This window comes from Pseudomonas sp. DC1.2 (genome assembly GCF_034351645.1).
Lineage (GTDB): Bacteria > Pseudomonadota > Gammaproteobacteria > Pseudomonadales > Pseudomonadaceae > Aquipseudomonas.
In genome coordinates this window covers 3,360,188-3,379,191 of sequence record NZ_CP133782.1, presented here as the reverse complement: position 1 = coordinate 3,379,191, position 19,004 = coordinate 3,360,188, and the positions used below count along the sequence as shown (strand labels likewise).

The 19,004-nt window shown below is 59.7% G+C and carries 16 protein-coding genes; 5 read left to right on the top strand and 11 right to left on the bottom strand.

Features of this window, described 5'->3' with window-relative positions; all coding sequences use genetic code 11:
- Positions 1-13: 13 nt before the first annotated feature.
- Positions 14-1,387, bottom strand: coding sequence for a sensor histidine kinase (locus RHM68_RS15140; RefSeq protein ID WP_322216088.1), 1,374 nt, complete (start codon positions 1,385-1,387; stop codon positions 14-16).
- Positions 1,365-2,057, bottom strand: a complete 693-nt coding sequence (locus RHM68_RS15135) for a response regulator transcription factor (RefSeq protein WP_322216085.1) — start codon at positions 2,055-2,057, stop codon at positions 1,365-1,367. Before RHM68_RS15135 ends, RHM68_RS15140 begins: the two co-directional genes overlap by 23 nt.
- 119 nt (positions 2,058-2,176) lie before the next feature.
- On the opposite strand from RHM68_RS15135, the gene RHM68_RS15130 reads away from it, so the two are divergent.
- The 5 genes from RHM68_RS15130 to RHM68_RS15110 all read left to right on the top strand — a co-directional run bounded on the left by RHM68_RS15130 (position 2,177) and on the right by RHM68_RS15110 (position 9,922).
- On the top strand, positions 2,177-2,866 hold the full coding sequence (locus RHM68_RS15130; RefSeq protein WP_322216082.1) for a response regulator transcription factor: 690 nt from the start codon (positions 2,177-2,179) through the stop codon (positions 2,864-2,866).
- A 102-nt stretch (positions 2,867-2,968) separates the two neighbouring features.
- A complete protein-coding gene (locus RHM68_RS15125) occupies positions 2,969-4,387 on the top strand; it encodes an efflux transporter outer membrane subunit (protein ID WP_322216080.1) in 1,419 nt (472 codons plus the stop codon).
- The gene (locus tag RHM68_RS15120; RefSeq protein ID WP_322216077.1) at positions 4,384-5,550 is read left to right on the top strand and encodes an efflux RND transporter periplasmic adaptor subunit; all 1,167 of its coding nucleotides are present in this window, start codon (positions 4,384-4,386) and stop codon (positions 5,548-5,550) included. Before RHM68_RS15125 ends, RHM68_RS15120 begins: the two co-directional genes overlap by 4 nt.
- Positions 5,547-8,624, top strand: a complete 3,078-nt coding sequence (locus tag RHM68_RS15115) for an efflux RND transporter permease subunit (RefSeq protein WP_322216075.1) — start codon at positions 5,547-5,549, stop codon at positions 8,622-8,624. Before RHM68_RS15120 ends, RHM68_RS15115 begins: the two co-directional genes overlap by 4 nt.
- A 26-nt stretch (positions 8,625-8,650) precedes the next feature.
- Entirely contained in the window at positions 8,651-9,922 is a 1,272-nt protein-coding gene (locus RHM68_RS15110; RefSeq protein ID WP_322216073.1) for a HAMP domain-containing sensor histidine kinase, read from the top strand.
- A 40-nt stretch (positions 9,923-9,962) separates the two neighbouring features.
- Here the strand turns inward: RHM68_RS15110 and RHM68_RS15105 are convergent, their stop codons facing one another.
- The 9 genes from RHM68_RS15105 to RHM68_RS15065 form a co-directional block, all read right to left on the bottom strand.
- Positions 9,963-11,156, bottom strand: a complete 1,194-nt coding sequence (locus tag RHM68_RS15105) for a DUF2252 domain-containing protein (RefSeq protein WP_322216071.1) — start codon at positions 11,154-11,156, stop codon at positions 9,963-9,965.
- Between the two features lie 124 nt (positions 11,157-11,280).
- Positions 11,281-12,198 (bottom strand): dihydrodipicolinate synthase family protein, encoded by a 918-nt coding sequence (locus RHM68_RS15100; RefSeq protein WP_322216069.1) that lies wholly within the window; start codon positions 12,196-12,198, stop codon positions 11,281-11,283.
- A gap of 116 nt (positions 12,199-12,314) precedes the next feature.
- On the bottom strand, positions 12,315-13,343 hold the full coding sequence (locus RHM68_RS15095) for a trans-3-hydroxy-L-proline dehydratase (protein WP_322216068.1): 1,029 nt from the start codon (positions 13,341-13,343) through the stop codon (positions 12,315-12,317).
- A 9-nt stretch (positions 13,344-13,352) separates the two neighbouring features.
- Positions 13,353-14,075, bottom strand: coding sequence for an amino acid ABC transporter ATP-binding protein (locus RHM68_RS15090; protein ID WP_322216066.1), 723 nt, complete (start codon positions 14,073-14,075; stop codon positions 13,353-13,355).
- On the bottom strand, positions 14,068-14,718 hold the full coding sequence (locus RHM68_RS15085; protein ID WP_322216064.1) for an amino acid ABC transporter permease: 651 nt from the start codon (positions 14,716-14,718) through the stop codon (positions 14,068-14,070). The genes RHM68_RS15090 and RHM68_RS15085 overlap by 8 nt, the downstream gene beginning before the upstream one ends.
- 10 nt (positions 14,719-14,728) lie before the next feature.
- Complete coding sequence (locus RHM68_RS15080) at positions 14,729-15,394, bottom strand: amino acid ABC transporter permease (protein ID WP_322216060.1); 666 nt, start codon at positions 15,392-15,394, stop codon at positions 14,729-14,731.
- Positions 15,387-17,165 (bottom strand): aconitase family protein, encoded by a 1,779-nt coding sequence (locus tag RHM68_RS15075; protein ID WP_322216058.1) that lies wholly within the window; start codon positions 17,163-17,165, stop codon positions 15,387-15,389. Before RHM68_RS15075 ends, RHM68_RS15080 begins: the two co-directional genes overlap by 8 nt.
- 10 nt (positions 17,166-17,175) lie before the next feature.
- Positions 17,176-17,994 carry a transporter substrate-binding domain-containing protein gene (locus RHM68_RS15070; protein ID WP_322216056.1) on the bottom strand — a complete coding sequence of 273 codons (819 nt, stop codon included), beginning with the start codon at positions 17,992-17,994 and terminating at the stop codon, positions 17,176-17,178.
- 254 nt (positions 17,995-18,248) lie between these two features.
- A complete protein-coding gene (locus tag RHM68_RS15065) occupies positions 18,249-18,998 on the bottom strand; it encodes an AraC family transcriptional regulator (protein ID WP_322216055.1) in 750 nt (249 codons plus the stop codon).
- Positions 18,999-19,004: the final 6 nt, after the last annotated feature.

Below are 19,004 nucleotides of genomic sequence, written 5' to 3'. Positions count from 1 at the left end.
AGTGCGCTGACAGTTAATGAAGCGGCACTGGAGGTTTGCCGAGCAAATCGATCGTGCAACCCGGTGCCGCATCGCTGACCGACAGGGTCATCTCATGCAGTCGCGCCACGGCCGAGACCATGCTCAGGCCAAGGCCGTTGCCCGGTGTGTGCCGGCTCGATTCTGCTCGGTAGAGCCTGCGCAATACGGCCTCGTGCTCCTCGGGCGCAATTCCCGGACCGTTGTCCGTTACTCGAATTCCGACAGCGGTTTGATCAGCGATTACGCTCAGGCGTACATGGCTATGATCGGGGGAGAATTTGATGGCGTTGTCCAGCAAGTTGCAGACGGCATCAAACAATAGCTGTGCATCCCCGGCGATGATGGCGGGTGTATGGCTGGCCTCGAACGTCAGGGTGATACTTCGCTCCTCGGCCAGCGGTTCATAGAGTTCCGTCGCATCGGCACAGATCAGGTTCAGGTCCAGTTGGTCGAAGTGACTGCGGCGTGCGCTGTTTTCAATTTCCGAAATCCGCAGCAAGGCCTTGAAGGTCAGCAGCAGTCCCTTGGCTTCTTTCAGTGCCGCGTCAATGCTGGCGGCGTATTGAACTTCATCCAGCCCGCGCCGTTGGGAGCGCTCAAGGCCTGCGATCAGTCGAGTCAGCGGGGTCCGCAGGTCGTGGGCGATGTCGTCGCAGACACCTTTGACCTCGCTCATCAAACGTTCCAGCTCATCCAGCATGCCGTTGACCACCGAGGCGAGGCGGTCGATGTCATCGTTGCTGCCCAGGATGGGCAAGCGGCCGGTCAAGTCGCCTTCGATGATGCCCTTGATTGAACGACTCAGTTTATCGAGGCGTCGGTGGGCCGAATACCCCAGCACCACCGCACCGAACAGGCCGACCACCAGCAATAGCACACCACCGGAAATCAGCGCGTTGATCAGCAGCTCATCGAACTCGCTGATGTCGTGTACATCCTGGGCGACCATCAAGGTTTTGCCATCGGCCAGTCGATGCACGATGAAACGTACCGGGCGTTTGCGGCCGTTGTCCTTGTGCCAGAGGAATTCTTGCGGTGTGTCATAGGCGGTGAACGCCGGGAGACGACTAATCGCTCCGGCCATAAACTGGCCTTGGGCATCGAACAAACTATGGGGCAATCGACCTTCAACGTCCTGAATGGCGTGCTTGCGGATCTCCTGCAACTGCAATTCGGGCGGTTGCAGGCTGCGGTTCTCTACCTGTCGATACAGCGCGGTGTCGGTTTCGGTTTTCAGATAAAACGCTGTTTGCCAGTAGATGTAGCCAAACAACGCCAGGAACGAACAGCCGAACAGTCCGAGAAACAGCAGGCCGGTGCGGAAACTGATCGTGCGCGGTATTTCACTCAGGCGAACGGAGGACATAGCCTGCTCCACGAATGGTATGAATCATCGGTGCATCACCTTCGCCATCGATCTTGCGTCGCAAGCGACTGATATGGACTTCGATCACATTGGTGCGCTCGTCGTAGCTATAGCTCCACACCGCTTCGAACAACATGGTGCGGGTGATGACCTGCCCGACATTGCGCATCAGGTGTTCAAGCAAGGCGTATTCTCGGGGCACCAGGTCGATGACACGATCACCGCGCCGCACCGTTCGGCGCAGCAGGTCGACTTCCAGGTTGCCAACCCGCATCCGGGTCTCCTGTGTCGGGGCGAGCGGCTCGGCGCGGCGTCGACTCAAGGCATCGAGGCGTGCCGTCAGTTCGATGAACTCAAACGGCTTGGTCAGGTAATCGTCACCGCCGGCGCGTAAGCCACGAACCCTTTCGTCGAGGGCGCTCAAGGCACTGAGAATTAACACCGGGGTGGTCACGCTCGCTGCGCGCAACGCGGTGAGCATGCCCAGGCCATCGAGGCCGCCTGGCAACATGCGGTCCAGAACGATCAAGTCAAACGGTTCGCTCAAGGCTTTCAACAGGCCTTCGCGACCATTGTCGACACGGCTTACCGTGAAGCCGTGATCACACAGGGCCGCCTCGATTTCCAGCGCGGTGGATGGGTCGTCTTCGACAACCAGAACATGGGTCATGGCAATTGAACCGGTCACTTAATCGGGGCAGAGGTGGCATAGTGTGGCAAAGCTTGCGGGGGCGTCACGTTCCCGCTGGATAAATAAAAGTTTAGGTTGGTTTTTACGGAGACGACTCCTTGCGGATTCTAGTGGTTGAAGACGACGCTCAAACCGCCGCATACCTGCTGCGCGGGTTGACGGAGAGCGGTCACGTCGTCGATATCGCCAGCGATGGCAAGAGTGGCCTGGGCATGGCCCTTGAAGAAATCCACGATGCGTTAATTGTCGATCGCCGTTTGCCTGGGCTCGACGGCATCGGTCTGATCAAGGCTGTTCGGGCGCAGAAACTGCGGGTTCCGATCCTGATGCTCAGCGCTCAGGCGTCCACGGCGCAAAAGGTCGAAGGGCTACAGGCCGGTTGCGATGACTACCTGGCCAAACCTTACGCATTCGCTGAAGTCCTCGCCCGGCTCGACGCTCTGTTGCGCGGATGCGATCAACCGAGCGGGCCGACGCGTCAGATCGAGGTCGGTGAATTGCAACTCGATTGCGCAACCCGTACCGCCGTGCGCCAGGGCCGAGTCATTGCCTTGCAGCATCGCGAAACGTTGTTGCTGGAAAAGCTCATGCGACACAGTGGTCAGGTAGTGACCCGCGACATGCTGCTCGACAGCGCCTGGGATTACGCGTTTGACCCTAACGACAATGTGATCGACAAACACATCCATCGCTTGCGGCGCAAACTCGATGAAGGGTTTGAGCACTCGCTGATCAAGACTGTTGCCGGGGTTGGTTATAGCTTCCAGGTCACCACGCACACAGATTAAATAAAAGTTTATCTGCCGGCGAACGCTCTGGCAGGCACCACTCGCTATCCTCGCCTCATTCGTGGACTGGTCCACGGTGGCTTAAGCGGGGATAGCTTGCCCATGTCAGTTGCAACTTTGGCGGCGCGCACGCTGCGTTCTACGTGTCATTCACCTGTGTCTTTGATATTGCTCGGCGTGCTGATGCTCGGCGGTTGCTCGATGGTGCCTGATTACCGGCAGCCCGAATTGCCGTTGGCAGACCATTGGAATGGCACGCAAAACAGCCAGGCAGCGGGCGGTGGACAGTGGTGGCGCGAGTTTCATAGCGCTGAACTGGATCAACTGATCGCCCGTGGACTGGCGTCCAATTACACCCTCAAAGCAGCGGTCAGCCGGATTGATGAGGCGCGCTCTTCGGCTCAGGTAGTAGGCGCCGCGCAATACCCGGCGCTGAATGTGGGCGGTAATTTCCAGCGTCAGAATAATTATGGGACGACGCCAAAGCGCAGCGTGTTTGCTGAGGCCACCTACGAGGTGGATTTCTGGGGCAAACAGCGCGCGGCTGCCGATTCCGCTGACGCGCTGGCCAATGCCAGTGTGTTTGACGCCCATACGCTACGCATGAGCCTGGGTGCGAGCATCGCCGACAGTTACTTCCAGGTGCTGTCGTTGGAGGAGCGTCTGCGCCTGGCCCAGTCGATTGCCGATGACGCCCGGCAAGTGCTCGACCTTGTGGAAATTCAGGCGAGTCAGGGGGCCGTGTCCAACCTTGAAGTCGCCCAGCAGCGTAATGCAATGCAGACTTTCGAAGCGGCGATGCCACCCTTGCGTCAGCAGCGTGATCTGGCGCTGTACCAATTGGCCGTGCTGGTCGGCGTGCCACCCCAAGGTTTCCACCTGCAAGGCACTGGACTCGACACCCTGAAAGTACCGCAACCGGCGACTGGCCTGCCAATTGGCCTATTGCGTCAACGCCCGGACATCCAGGCGGCTGAAGCGCGGTTGATGTCGGCCAATTTCGACGTCGGTGTCGCGCGCGCAGCGTTCCTGCCCAATCTGTCGCTGGACCTGATTGGTGGTGTCGATACTCTGGCCGGCGGCAACATCTGGAGCGCTATCGGTACGCTCAGCCAGCCGGTCTTCGCCGGCGGTCAACTCAAGGGGCAGTTGCACTTCGATCAAGCGCATGTCCAGGAACTGACGGCCAGTTATCGCGAGTCAATCATCGAGGCGCTGCAAGACGTTGAAACCCAACTCAGTGCCGCCCGCGAGCTGGACAAGAGCTACACGCTGAACCAGTCGGCGGTGGATTCGGCCCGTGAAGCCGCGCGTTTGGCACAGGTCCGTTACCGCCTGGGTTCGACTGATTTCCAAACGTTGTTGATCGTCGAACGCACCCAATACCAGGCCGAGGACACGCTGTTGCAGGTGCGCCTGCAACACCTGCAAGCCGCGGTCGGTCTGTTTCGTGCTCTGGGCGGTGACTTTTCAGCCGCCGCCATCGCTTCTAATTCTTCCGCCCAGGTGGCCCAGCCATGAATGTTTCTCACCCTCGTCGTCGCGTTGTTTTCTGGGTTCTGGTGATGCTCTCGCTCGCCGCTGCCGTCAGCGGTTTTCAATGGATCAAGCGCGCTCAGGCCGTGCCGGTCAAAGCTGAAGCGAGTGCGGTGCCGGTGCAGATGACGCAAGTCAGTCTTCAGGACTTGCCGATCTGGATCAGTGCCATCGGTAACGTACAGGCCCTCAACAGCGTCAATGTGCGGGTACGGGTCGATGGCGAGTTGCAAAAAGTCCTGTTCAACGAGGGGCAAACCGTCACCGCAGGCAGTTTGCTGGCGGTGATTGATCCGCGGGTCTATCAGGCCCAGGTTGCTCAGGCTCAAGCGCTGGTCAGCAAGGATCAGGCGCAGTTGGCCAATCTGCGGGTCAATTTGGACCGCGCCAGTAAACTGGCCGCCGCCAAGGCTGGCCCCACTCAGGACGTCGATACCTTCCGCGCGCAACTGGCCGCGCAGCAAGCCACTGTGCAAGCGGATCAGGCGGCACTGGATACGGCGCGGTTGCAACTGGAGTTCACCCAGGTCAAGGCGCCGTTGACCGGTCGCACTGGCCAACGCCTGCTGGACGTCGGTTCTATTGTCCATGGCGCCGAGGCCACTGGCCTGGTGACGATTACTCAGATGAACCCTATTTCCGTGGCGTTCGCGGTTTCGCAGGACGATCTGGCGCAAATTCTCGAAGAGAACGCCAAAGGCGCGTTACAGGTCGTGGCGATGACTCGCGATGGCCGTCAGGAAATTGCTCGCGGCCAACTGAGTTTTATCGACAGTCAGGTGACCGCCGCGAGCGGGCAGATCCAGCTCAAAGCGCAGTTCGACAACGGCGCCGCAAAACTCTGGCCGGGCCAATTGGTGAGTGCGCGACTGTTGGTACAGACGCGCCGCGCCGTGGCCGTTGTGCCGAGCGATGCCGTGCAATTGGGGCGTCAGGGTAATTTCGTGTATGTCGTCGATGCCGATCAGCACGTGCAACCGCGGCTGGTCGATGCCGCGACAGTCGTTGATGGCAAGCAGTGGATTCGCCAAGGGCTGAAGGCGGGCGAAACCGTGGTGGTGCAGGGTCAGTCCCGCATCGCGCCTGGGTTGAAAGTCACGCCGGTGAAAACCGACACCGCCGCCGATCTGGTGGAGGCTGCTCAATGAATGCCCTGGCCGGTTTGATTCAACGACGCGTCGGCCTGAGTCTGTTGGCCCTCGGGGTTATGTTGCTGGGAACCTTCGCGTACTTCCAACTGCCGGTGGCGCCGCTTCCCACCGTGGATTTTCCGACCATTCAGGTGACCGCCAAACTCTCCGGTGCGAGTGCCGAAACCATGGCATCCTCGGTGGCCACGCCGCTGGAACGCGCCTTTGCCGCTGTACCGCAGGTCACCTCGATGACCTCGTCGAGTGCGGCGGGTAAAACCCAGATTGTTCTTCAATTCGATCTGTCGCGGGACATCGACGGCGCGGCTCAGGATGTGCAAACGGCCATCAACACCGCCACTCCAAACTTGCCCAAGACCATGTCCAGCGCGCCGACCTTCAACAAGGTCAACCCGGCCGAAGGCACCGTGCTGTCCTTGGCGGTGACCTCGCCGATCCGCACGCTGCCAGAGCTTGATCGTTATGCCGACAACTACATTGCGCAACGTCTGTCACAGATGCCCGGTGTGGGCCTGGTGGATTTTCACGGCGAGCAAAAACCTGCCGTGCGAGTGCAAATTGATCCCGACGCGCTGGCCGCACGTGGCCTGACGCTGGAAGATGTACGCAGCGTGATTGGCGTCAGCACTCTGGACCAGCCCAAGGGCACCCTCGACGGGCCCAGTCGTTCGATTACCCTCGGCGCCACCGACCAGCTCCTTGACCCGCAGCATTACCGCGACCAGGTCATTGCCTACAAAAACGGAATGCCGATCAAACTCGGTGATTTGGGCCGGGTCATCGCCGGGGCTGAAGACACCCAGCAAGCCGCGCAGTTGGGCAGCGAGCCGACGGTGATTGTCGACATCCATAAGCAGCCCGGCTTTAACCTGTTGTCGACGATTGCCGCGATCAAGGCAAAACTGCCCGAGCTGACCGCATCGTTGCCGCGAGATGTGCAGGTTCAGGTAGTGGGCGACCGTACCCAGACCATCGAAGCCTCGGTCAATGACATGCAATTCACCTTGCTGCTGTCCATTGCGCTGGTGGTTGTGGTGATCTTCGTGTTCTTGCGCAAAGCCACGGCGACGCTGATTCCCAGCCTGACCATTCCGTTGTCTCTGGTGGCGACATTCGGGGTGATGTACTTGCTGGGGTATAGCCTCGATAACCTATCGATCATGGGCCTGGCGATTGCGGTCGGTTTTGTGGTGGATGACGCCATCGTGGTCATGGAGAACATCGTGCGCCACCTGGAGATGGGCAAGACGCGCCTGCAATCGGCGGTCGATGGCTTGCGGGAGGTGGCGTTCACCATTGTCTCGATGACGGTGTCGCTGATCGCGGTGTTCCTGCCGATTCTGTTGATGTCCGGCATTGTCGGCCGACTGATGCGCGAGTTTGCGGTGACCGTGAGCGTGGCGATCATCATGTCCTGCATTGTGTCGCTGACCATCACGCCGATGCTCTGTGCCTGGCTACTCAAACCTCATGTTGACAGTGAGGATGGGCGTTTTGCCCAGGCTTGCGAGCGCGCGTTCACTGGTTTGCATAACAGTTATCGACGCAGTCTGGATTGGGTGCTCGATCACCAACGCGTGACGCTGGCTGTGGCGGTTGCCACCTTGGCGGCGACCGCAGTCCTGTATGTGGCCATCCCCAAGGGGTTTTTTCCGCAGCAGGACAACGGCCTGATCCAGGGCGTGGCCGAGGCGTCTGCGGACATCTCGCCGATTGCCATGCGTGCGCAGGTCAACCGCGTCGCTGAAGTGATCGGCCAGGACCCGGCAGTGGCCCGGGTGTATTTCTGGATTGGCCCCAACCCGACCGTCAGCCAAGGCAAGGTGATGATCAACCTCAAACCCTTCAGCGAGCGCACTGCCAGTGCGGCAGAGGTGATCCGTCGCCTGCAACCGTCGCTCGACGCGTTGTCCGGGATTAAGGTGTACATGCAGGCAAACCAGGATATCCAGATTGGCGGCCGAGCCAGTAAAACCCAGTATCAGTACACCTTGCAGGACCCCGACAGCGTCGAGCTGGACCACTGGGCCGGCGTGTTGCTGGAAAAACTCAAGACGTTGCCGCAGTTGCAGCATGTGACATCTGATCAGCAGCAGGCCATTGCCCAATCGACTCTGGTTATCGACCGTCCTACGGCCGCTCGCCTCGGGGTGACGGTGCAGGCTATCGACGACGTGCTTTACGATGCGTTTGGCCAGCGGCAGATCGCGACGATGTTCACCCAACTGGACCAGAATCACGTGATTCTGGAACTCGACCCCCGCTGGCAAACGTCCACCGCGACCCTGGAACATTTGTTCGTTCGCGCCAGCTCCGGCGGCCTGGTGCCGCTGAGCCTGTTGGCGAACATCAAGACCGAACAAGTACCCATCATCATCAACCATCAGGGCGTGTTCCCGGCCATTACCCTGTCATTCGACCTGGCGCCCGGCCAGGCGTTGAGCGCGGCGGTCGATGCTATTAACCAGGCCTCACTGGCCGTGGCGATGCCCGACACGGTGGTCGGCAGTTTCCAGGGCACTGCGCAGGCGTTTCAGGATTCGCTGAAATCGCAACCGTGGCTGATTCTGGCGGCAATTCTTACGGTCTATATCGTGCTTGGGGTGTTGTACGAAAACGCGATACACCCGCTGACGATCATCTCGACTTTGCCCTCTGCCGGTTTTGGTGCGCTGCTGGCGTTGATCATTTGCGGCCAGGACCTGTCAGTGCTGGGAATGATCGGCATCATTTTGCTGATTGGTATCGTCAAGAAAAACGCGATCATGATCGTCGACTTCACTTTGCAGGCTCAGCAGCGCGGTATGTCACCCCATGACGCCGTGCGCGAAGGGTGCCTGTTGCGTTTGCGACCCATCCTGATGACTTCGCTGGCGGCATTGCTCGGGGCTGTTCCGCTGGCGTTCGGTCATGGCGCCGGCTCCGAGTTGCGTCAGCCTTTGGGGATCGCGATTGTCGGTGGTTTGGCGGTGTCGCAAATTCTGACGCTCTACACCACGCCGGTGGTCTATCTTTGGTTCGAACGTCGGCGCCGCAAAACGCAGCCCGACGCCGCAGGTAGCGCAGTTTGAAACCGGCCGTGGAGCCAAAGATGGGAATGGATTTCAGACAGAGCCTGACGAAACGGATTGTCATTGTATTTGCGCTCATGAGCGCCTTGGTCGCGGGTGTTTTTGCCGTGGGGATTATTGCCACCGTACACGTGGTTGAGCGCAAGCTCACGACGACCAGCCTGGGCGGCGGACTGAACCGTTTGCTACAGATGGACGACACCAGCGAGTGGCACCATCAACCAGAAAAAGATGAGCTGTTTTTTGTCGAGGGTGGGCAAGGTGCGTTGGCCATGGACCCCGAGCTGGAGGCACTGGCCCCGGGTTTTCAGGAGATTCAATATCAGGGAGAAGATTTTTACGCCATGGCCGAGACGGTGGATGGGCGCCGGTATGTGTTGTTGCGTAACCAGCTCAGTCTCGAACAACGCGAGCACGTGCTGTTCGCCGTCGTGATTGTCGGTTTTGTCTTGAGCATTCTGCTAGCGATTCTTCTGGGCTGGCTGCTGGCGCGGCGGGTGATGGCGCCGGTGATTCGTCTGGCGCACCAAGTCCGGCATCGCGATCAACTGCTGGAACTGGCACCGCCACTGCATCGCGACTATGCCGTGGACGAAGTTGGGGAACTGGCGTTGTCCTTCGATCAAACCCTGGGGCGGTTACGTGCCGCGCTGATCCGGGAAAAGCTGTTCACCAGCGACGTCAGCCACGAACTGCGCACACCGTTGATGGTGCTGGCCAGTTCCTGTGAGCTGCTGCTCAGCAATGCTTCGTTAGACCCGCGCTCGTCGGCTCAGGTCAGCCGTATTGCGCGGGCCAGTGACGAAATGCGGCAGTTGGTTGAAACCTTTTTGATGTTGGCTCGTGCCCGAGAGGACTCGGGTTCAGGTGCGAGTGCCACCTTGAAAGAAGTGGCTGATGCGCTGGCCGAGGTCTGGGGTCGGTTGATCCGTGAGAAGGGGATCGAGTTCATCTATGACGTCGAGCACACCTCGCCGACTCGCTACAATCTGACGTTTCTGCAATCGGTCATGGGCAATTTGCTGCGCAACGCTTGGCACTACACCGATCGTGGCTACGTTCGTTTGACCTTGCGTGAGCATGGTTTCTGTGTCGAAGACAGCGGCATTGGCATTTCCGAAGAAAAGCGTCATGCGATGTTTCAGCCATTCGTGCGGGGTGACGAAAGCCGCGGAGAAGGCCTGGGGTTGGGCCTGTCACTGGTGCAACGGATCTGTGACAAACAGCAGTGGCGGGTAGAACTCAACAGCCTTCAGCCTAACGGCTGCTGTTTCACCGTTGAGCTGACGGACGCTTGATGGCGCGGCGTTTCAGGCCGGCACGGTGCAGCGTGACGGCTTAACTCTTTGAGTTTTCCAAGGCGTAGCGTCGGCAGTGATTGAGGTATCCCTCTTCGTGTTTGCCTACCAGTTGCACGACGCTGGTCCATAGCCAGGACGGCGCTTCCAGCTCTTTTGATCGATTAACGTGCAGATCAGCGATCCATTGTTTTCGTGTAGCACGATCCATTTGCCGCGCATGGGCGATGCCGACGACGCGAGCGAGGTAGCCCGCTGCGTGCATAGCGTCCGTTTCGCTGAGTTCATCCAGCTCCAGCTTCATGTCTTGCGGCAGCAGTTCGCGGATAAAGAAGCCGTGATCCAGAAAACGCGTCGAGATCATGCGCTCACCGAGCGCCGGTGAAAGTTGACGGGCACCCTCCAGCACTCTTTTACCGTTATCGCGAGGCATATGAGCGCGAGCAGCCCGGGGCGCGGCGGCACCGACGGCTTCTTTAATATCGATCAAGCAATACTCCTGGTCAGACTTGTCACCCACGCCCAGAAGCACGGCGTAGCGCAACAGTCCGAGCGAACTGCAACCTTTGACCCAGTAAGCCGCATCCAAAAGCTCTACCTCGGCGTCTTTCGAGCGTCCTTTGAGGGAGGTGACGAGCTGCTGGATTTCAGCGGACGCGCACACTGTTCGGATAGCGGTTTTTTCTTGTCGGGACAAGGGCCAAAAATGTTTGCCCAACGGAATGGTGGGGCGTGCATTTTCGATACGTTCGCGCGCCAGGTTTTTCCACGTCCTTTTGACCGCACTGCGCATGCCCGACTTGACCTGGGCCGGCCGCGGCGGCGCCGCATCGGGTTGATCGTCGAACGCTTGTTCGTAACCGCGCATCATTTCTTCAAGCATTCGGGCGGTTGTCACGCCGGGTAAATCGGAACCTCTGGCGGCTGTCGCTAACGACAAGGCCAAGCGGACCAGGTCATGCGCAGGGTTGCCGATGACGGCTTGATCCAGGTCGCGAATATGCATATCAATCTGGCCTTTGGCGCTCGCGGTAGGCCCAAGATTACCGGCATGGCAATCACCGCATATCCAGATCGCGGGACCTTGCGGCAAGCGACGGCCCGGTTGACTGTGCAGCCATTCGTAAAACTGCACCGTACTGCCCCGAACATAGGCGTGGGCCGAGCGCGCCATCTTGAGATTGCGTAGACGCGTCAAATGCGGGAGGCGCGCCGATGGGCGAGGAGGGGTCATAGCAATCGCTCGGAAGGGGCTACGGTTGACGCCTGGTCGAGCCGAATGTTTCAAAATGATTCTGTATTAATCGTGGTCGGTACGCCAGCCGGGCCATTGTCGCGAGGCCCGGTCCGGCAATTATTCACAGACCCACGTCTGGCAGCAGCGGGCGGTTGGCCAGGGCTTTGGCCATGATCTGCTCAACGTATTCCCGGTCGGCGTCTGGCAACGCGAGGCGCGGCGGACGGGTCAGGGCACTGCCGCGGCCGGCGATGGCTTCGCACAGTTTGATGCACTGCACGAGGTCGGCACGTGCATCAAGGTGCAGGATCGGCATCAACCATTCGTAGATCGGCATGGCCTCGGCGAAGCGACCGGCCTTGGCCAGGCGGAAAATGGTTTCGCCTTCTTTGGGGAACACGTTGGACATTCCGGAGACCCAACCTTCGGCACCCACCGCGATGCTTTCCAAGACCACGTCATCAAGACCTGCGAATAGCACGAAGCGGTCGCCGACTTCGTTGCGCACGTCGATAAAACGCCGGGTGTCGCCGGAGGAATCCTTGAAGCACACCACGTTGTCGCAATCGGCCAGGGAAATCAGGATGTCGGGGGTGACGTCGTTTTTATAGATCGGCGGGTTGTTGTAGACCATCAGTGGTACGTCCGCATTTTTCGCCACGTAACGAAAGTGCTCGGCGGTTTCGAAGGGCTTGGAGCCGTAAACCAAAGCAGGCATCAGCATGACCCCATCGACACCGACTCTGCGCACGGCGTTGGCGACCTTGGCCGCTTGCACGCTGGTGAACTCGGCCACGCCGCAGATCACCGGTACGCGGCCGCGCGAGGCGTCGACAGCCACTTCTGTCACGGCGATTTTTTCTTCGGCGCTCAGCGAAGTGTTTTCTCCCACCGAACCGCATACCACCAGGCCCGATACGCCATCACGGATCACGTTGGAAATCACCTGATGGGTTTTTTCCAGATTGATCGAGAAGTCATCGTTGAATTGAGTGGTCACTGCGGGAAAGACACCACTCCAGTTAATGCGCTTGCTCATTGTTGCCTCCGGTTGTGCTGATTGTATTTCGTATACGATATTGTAAGTGCATGTGTTCGGCTACTGCTTTTTCAAATGACGGGGCGTTTTTTAGTAATGGGTCAGTGCGTCGGCGTTTACGCCCCCGGCCAGGTGTCTGACAGTCGATACCCTTGTGGCCAGGGATCGCTGGGGTCGAGCAGCAATTGGTGGGTGCCGGTGATCCAGGCCCTGCCGGAAATGCACGGATAGATGGCTGGGTGTCCCCCCACATCTGTCAGCGAATCAATCCTGCAATGAAACTCGGAGCCGATGATCGAGCGGCCGATAAAACGCTCGCCCACCTGCATCAATCCCTTGGCTTGCAGCACGGCCATTCGCGCCGAACAGCCTGTACCGGTGGGGGAGCGGTCGATCTTGCCGGGTTGAATCACCACCGCGTTGGCGCCTACGGCGATGCCATTCTCGTGAACGATTGGCGCGGCGATCTGACAGAACGAAATGTGTGACCACTCTGGATTAAGCGGATGCACGAAGCCCAATTGTTCGTTGGCCGCACGGGTGATCTTCAGACCGACCTCGACCAGTTCGGCGGCCTCGTCGGGGCTGATGGAAAAGCCCAGACGCTGGGCATCGACGATGACGAAACTGTCGCCGCCATAAGCGGTATCAACCTGCAACGAGCCGAGGCCTTCGACTTCGATCCAGGCATCGAGGCGATCAGCGAAGGAGGGCACGTTCTTGATTTCCACCCGTTGGACTTTGCCATCGCAGCAATCAGCCACCACCTCGATCAGCCCGCCAGGCGCTTCGAGCACCAGTCGGGTTTGCGGTTCGGTCATTGGCAGGATGCCGGTGTCGAGTAAGACGGTGGCGACGCACAGCGAGTTGGACCCGGACATCGGCGGGGTGTCGGCCGGCTCCATGATGATCCAGGCCATTTGCGCCCGCGGATCCTTGGCGGGCACCAGCAGGTTGACGTGGCGGAACACGCCGCCCCGAGGTTCGTTGAGCACGAAGTTGCGCAGGTTCTGGTCTCGAGCGATCCAGCGCGACTGCTCCCACACCGTGGCGCCGGGCGGTGGGGCGACGCCCCCGACAATCACGTCGCCGACTTCGCCTTCGGCATGACAGCTGACCACATGAATCACTTTCGATGAGCGCATGACTTGCTCCTACTTGACCGATTTCAGAAAGGCCGCCGTCTCCGCGTGCAGCGGGCTGCCGATCACCTGGTCGGGCGTGCCTATCTCGTGTACCAGGCCGTTGCGAAAAAATGCCACGCGGTCGGATACGTCACGGGCGAAGCGGATCTCATGCGTTACCAGGACCATGGTCATGCCGTCTTCGGCCAGCATGCGCATGGTGTCCAGCACCTCACCGACCAACTGCGGGTCGAGGGCCGAAGTGGCTTCGTCGAACAGCATGTAGTCCGGTGACATGGCCAGCGCCCGGGCGATAGCCATACGCTGTTGTTGGCCGCCAGACAGCTTGCCGGGGAATGCCTTGAGCTTGTCGCTCAGACCGACATGAGTCAGTTGCTCGACCGCCAGCGCTTCGGCTTCAGCCTTGCTTTTACCGAGCACTTTGCGCGGCGCGAGCATGACGTTTTCGAGCACGGTCAGGTGCGGAAAAGCGTTCCATTGCTGAAAGACGATACCGATCTTCTGCCGCAGATGGTTGAGGTTGGTGGCGCGGTGATGAACCTCGACGCCATCGACGCGGATGTTGCCTTTCTGGATCGGCTCCAGACCGTTGATACACATCAGCAGCGTCGATTTTCCGGAGCCGGAGCCGCCGATGATCGACACCACCTCGCCTTTGTTCACGGTCAGGTTGACGCCTTTGACCACTTCGAGGTTGCCGAAGGATTTATGCACGTTGTCGATCTCAATCATTGTCTTGCCACCTTCTTTCCAGACGAGCGCCCAGGCGAGCAACCACCAGGCTCATGACGTAGTAGATGAGGCCCGCGATGCACAGCACCAGTAGCGGCTCCTGAATGCGGGTCACGATGATTTGCGAGGCGCGCAGTAGTTCGACAATGCCGATCCACATCACCAGTGCAGAGTCTTTCATCACGCCGAGCACCAGGTTCAGCCAGCCGGGGAACGCCACTCGTGTGGCCATCGGCAGAACGATCCAGCGCAGGTCCTGCAAATAGCCGAGTCCCAACGAGCGGCTGGCGCGGCGCACGGTCAAGGGGACCGAGAGCACGCCACCGCGCACGATCTCGGTGAAGTACGCGGCGGCGTATACCCCCAGCACGATGCAGCCGACGCTGAAGGCACTGATGTTCAGACCGATGATGCTTTTTAGCGAGTTGAACAATACGAACTGGATCAGCAGTGGCACGCTCCGAAACACGTCCAGCACCCAGGCCAGTGGCAGGCTGGCGCGTGGCAACAGCGCCCGCAACAGGCCAAACAACAGTCCCGCGAAGGTGCCGAGGAGGATTGCCCAACAGGTCAGTTGCAGCGTGACCCAGGCACCATTGAGCAGGAACAGCAGGTCATTCCAGGAAAAGCCAGTGGTCAACATGGGCACCTCCTCAATAGCGAAACAGCCGCCAGGCCAGCAGCCGGGCCGTTGCGACGATCGCTTTGGCAATCAAGTAATAGAGCACCGCTGCGATGGCGAAATATTCGAACGTGCGGAACGTCTTGACGTTGTAATCCTGAGTCACGCCGGTGAGGTCATTATTCAGTCCGACGATCACTCCCAGCGACGTCATCAACACGGCCCATACCATCTGATTGCTCAAGGGATAGAAGACGATGCGCAGTAACTGCGGGACGATGATCATTCGATAAGCCTGAAAGGCACTCATGCCCAGCGAGCGCGCGGCCCGAACTTGTGTGTCGGGCACTGCCTTAAGCCCGCCACGAAAGTTTTCCGCCAGGTAGCCGGCATTGTTGAAGGTGATGCCGGCTAATAGCGCGAACCACGAACTGACATGTAAGCCGAGCGAGCCGAGGCCGAAGTAGAGGATGTAGATCTGGAACAGCGATGGGGTGTTACGGGCAATCGACACCCAGCCGTTGCCGACGCCGCGCAGCCACGGTTGTTTGGTTTCGCGCATAACCGTCAGGGCCAGGGCGATCAACACACCGAAGATCATCGATAGCGCCGCGGTCTCGAACGTGACCACGGCACCTGCCAGCATGTCCGGCAACGCGCGCAGGGCCGAGTGCCACTGGAACGTGTAATCAAACATGCGCGCGGCCCTCCAGCACCGCGGCGGGTTGCAGCCACACCGGCAGGCGACCGCTGGCTGTGGCGCTGCAAGCGCTATCGACGCAGTCGGCAAGGCTGGAAAAATGCACCTTGCGTCCCACAAGGCCGGGTGCGTAATGGGCGTACTTGCCCGAATTGGTCATCAAGGTGGTCGCGGTCGGCGGTATCACCGGCTCGCCGAGCATGCACCAGCATGTGTCGGTGACCAGCGTCGCGCCGAAGGCTTCGATCACCGCGATGTGCCCGGCTTCGCGCGCCTGCTCCAACACCGCACGGCCGCAGGTGATGGCAATGACAACGTCGGGGTGCTTGTACCGGCCCTTGCACAGCCGCGCCAAATGGGCGAATTCGCTGAGGGAAAAATGCGGATTGCCCAGCGAGACCACATCCACTCGGCTGTCGCGGGCACTATTGAGTTCACGCCAACTGCGCAGCAGGTCTTCCAGGCTAATGGTTTCCATTGGCACGGTGCTGCCTGCTTCCAGCACCCGAGCCCGATCGACCGCTTCCGGTGTCACCCCGGCAATATGGAACAGCGGCGCGGCGGAGGTCGTCGCGAAAGCGGCACCGAAAGCTTTCAGATCGTCCAGGCTTGGCGTGTGCTGTTCCAGCCCCAGCACCAGTGGAATCCGGCTCCCGGACAGTGTCCCAACGTGGTATCCGAGCAGCGGGTAGAAGGCGTCGTCCAACACGTGCAACGGCGGCAACGCGATGGACAGCTGGGCTTTGCGATGAGCCTCCAAATGACAGCCAACCTGCGGCGCTCGTCCAGTCAAAGCGATGCAAATGTCCAGGTAGTCCGGGTATTTCAAGGTGCGGGCACCGAGCACGCTATTGGCGTAGACCACCGCGTTGGATTCAGCCCAGACAATTTGATCGCCGGCTTTGGGCGCGCTGTCGAGAAGGTAGGGCGCACAGGTGAAGCTGAGTTGCGCACCCATCGCCATATAGGCATCGCCCAAGGCACTGGCGGGGATGCCCAGGGCTGGATCGATGCCCAACTCGCGCCAGCGACGCTGGTCGACGGAAATTGAATTAAGGGTGGTCGGCACCCGCACTGTCGCCCCCCACTGCACTAATTGTTCGGCGAAACGCAGGCTCGCCGGACCGGTATAAATGCAGCCATCGATGTGTGCCTGGGTGACGTCCAGCAAGCAGCGCGCACCTTGCAATTGAGCCATGCGCAGAACGATCTGCATGGCCACTTGAGCGGCTTTGCCATGGTGGCCGGCAAGCAGCGCCTGATCGTGTTCCGTGAGTTCAATCGAAGGGTGGGTGTCGGCTGTCGTCAATGGGTCAGGCGGTGCCCGCCACGTATCTTCGGGCACGTAATCGAAGAGGGTCAGCGAGGTTCCTTCGAGCCGGGCGAAGACCTTTGCGCGCACGGTGTCGAAGCGCTCCCGCCCGATGCACAGCACCGGCAGGGAACGCTCGAAAATAGTCTGTGCCACGAGCACGCCCAGGGTCAGGATCTCATCGGGTTCAGCCAGCACCAGAGCCGCCGGTGCGTGACCGTTGCTGATCAGTTCCATCAACACGCTGCTGCCGGTACACGAGCCGCGTCCGCTGGGAATGGCCAGCACCCGACCGCCCAGATGTTGGCCGCTGAGCGGGTGGTGGCGGTCGATGACCTCGCCACTGACGGGGTCAACCCCGCCCCAGAAACTCAGCCCGACATCGGCAAACAACAGTTCGCCCTGGGCGGCGCCGGCGACCAGGCTACGACCGATCAGAGCAGTGGGCCTAGGCATGCCGGACACCTCAGTAGTAGACCTGTGGCACGGTCAGGTTGGCTGGCGGGATCTCGGTGCCGACCCATTTGACGAACAACTCTTTATAGCGGCCGGTGCGTACCTGTTGATTGACGAACAGGTTGAGGTAGTTGAGCAGGCCATATTCGCTGCGTTTGGCGCCCAGCGAAACGTAGTCGATCACGTAGGGCGCGTTACCGGCGATTTTCAGGTTCTTGTATTTGCCTGATTTGAGGGTGGCGGCGGCGACGGTATTGGTGACCACGGTGGCATCGATGTGACCCTGGGCGACTGCCAGAAGCGTGTCGTTCTGCGACTGGTAGGCGCGGAAACTGCCGGTGCCCCAACTTTTCACGTCTTTCTCCAGGGCAATGGCTTCATAAGTGCCGCTGGTGTTGCCCAGAGCTTTGCCCTTCATATCGTCGTAACTGTTGATGCCGGTGTTGTCGCGGGTCAGCACCACCATCTGGAAGGCGAAGTACGGCACGGTGAGGCCGACGGTTTTAGCGCGTTCTAGGGTGTCGGAGGTGGACGCGACAATCACGTCAGCGCGCCCTGAAACCAGTGCCGGAATGCGATCAGGGAAGGGCGTTTCAACCACTTCGGCATCGACACCCAGGATTTTTGCCAGATCGTGGCAATAGTCCACGTCAAAACCTGCCGGGTTGTTGCTTTCATCGCGAAACCCCATGGGCGGGAAATCCAGGGTGACGGCGCAGCGCAGCTTGCCCGAGCCGATGATGTCGTCGAGCTTGTCGGCCTGGGCGGTGGCGATGAAGGACGTACTGAGAACAGCGCTGAGGGCTACGGCAAATGCAGGGTTTTTCATAGAGGCCTCGTTGTCGATGAACAGCTGTTGGCTAGCGTATTAAGAATTTCGTATACGATATTTTATTAGCAATGAGCGTGCCTGTTCTTCAGTGACAGCCAGAATCACTTCTGAGCCGTTGAGCGTGGGGGCTGCAATGGCGAAGGGCGCACGCAGGTGGCGCCTAATCTTGCGCGACGCGTATCAGTTGGGTGTTACAGAAGGGAGCAAGATTGAGCGAGGCGCCCCCTAAAGGAACATTCGCACCCGCGGGATCAGCGGCGGCTGTCGCGGTACTGGCTGGGTGCCAGGCTGGTCAAGGCGCGAAACTGCCGGCTAAAGGCGCTGTGGTCGGTGTAACCGCAGCGCAGGGCAATCTCGGTGATTGGCAGGTCTGTGTGCAACAGCAATCTTGAAGATTCTTCCAGGCGTGCTTTGTGAATCATTTGGCGGGGGGTGAGCTGGAATACGCGTTTGCAGTGACGCTCCAGTTGCGCGACGGAAACCCCGGCAATCGCTGTTAACTCGGCAAGGCTGATGGGGCGCCCGAAGTGAATGCGGATATGCGCATCCACCGCGGCGAGTTTCGGGAACGCGGGATGGCTTGACTGAGGTAATTGCAGATCGCGCGAGATACCGGCGAGGCCGACGATATGACCCTGTTGGTCCTGTAGCGCGAGTTTGTGGGTCAGGCACCAGATGGGCTGATTACCGTAATAAAGGTGCAACTCAAGCTGGTCAGCCAACTCGCGACCGCTGGACAGCACACGGCGATCCTGTTCGGTGTACAGCGGGCCGAAACGTTGCGGAAAAACCATTTCTGCGGTGCGTCCCAACAGCTCGTCACTGTGCTTGCAGCCACAGCGCCGGGCCAGAGTCTGGTTGACGAAGGCGTAGCGCGCCTCGCTGTCTTTAATGAAAAACACCACGTCCGACAAGGTATCGAGCAGCGCTGCGATCGGTTGCAGGCTGTTCAGCAGCGTCGGCAGGTCACAGGGTTTGAAATGAGTCAGCGAGGCATACATGGCGCT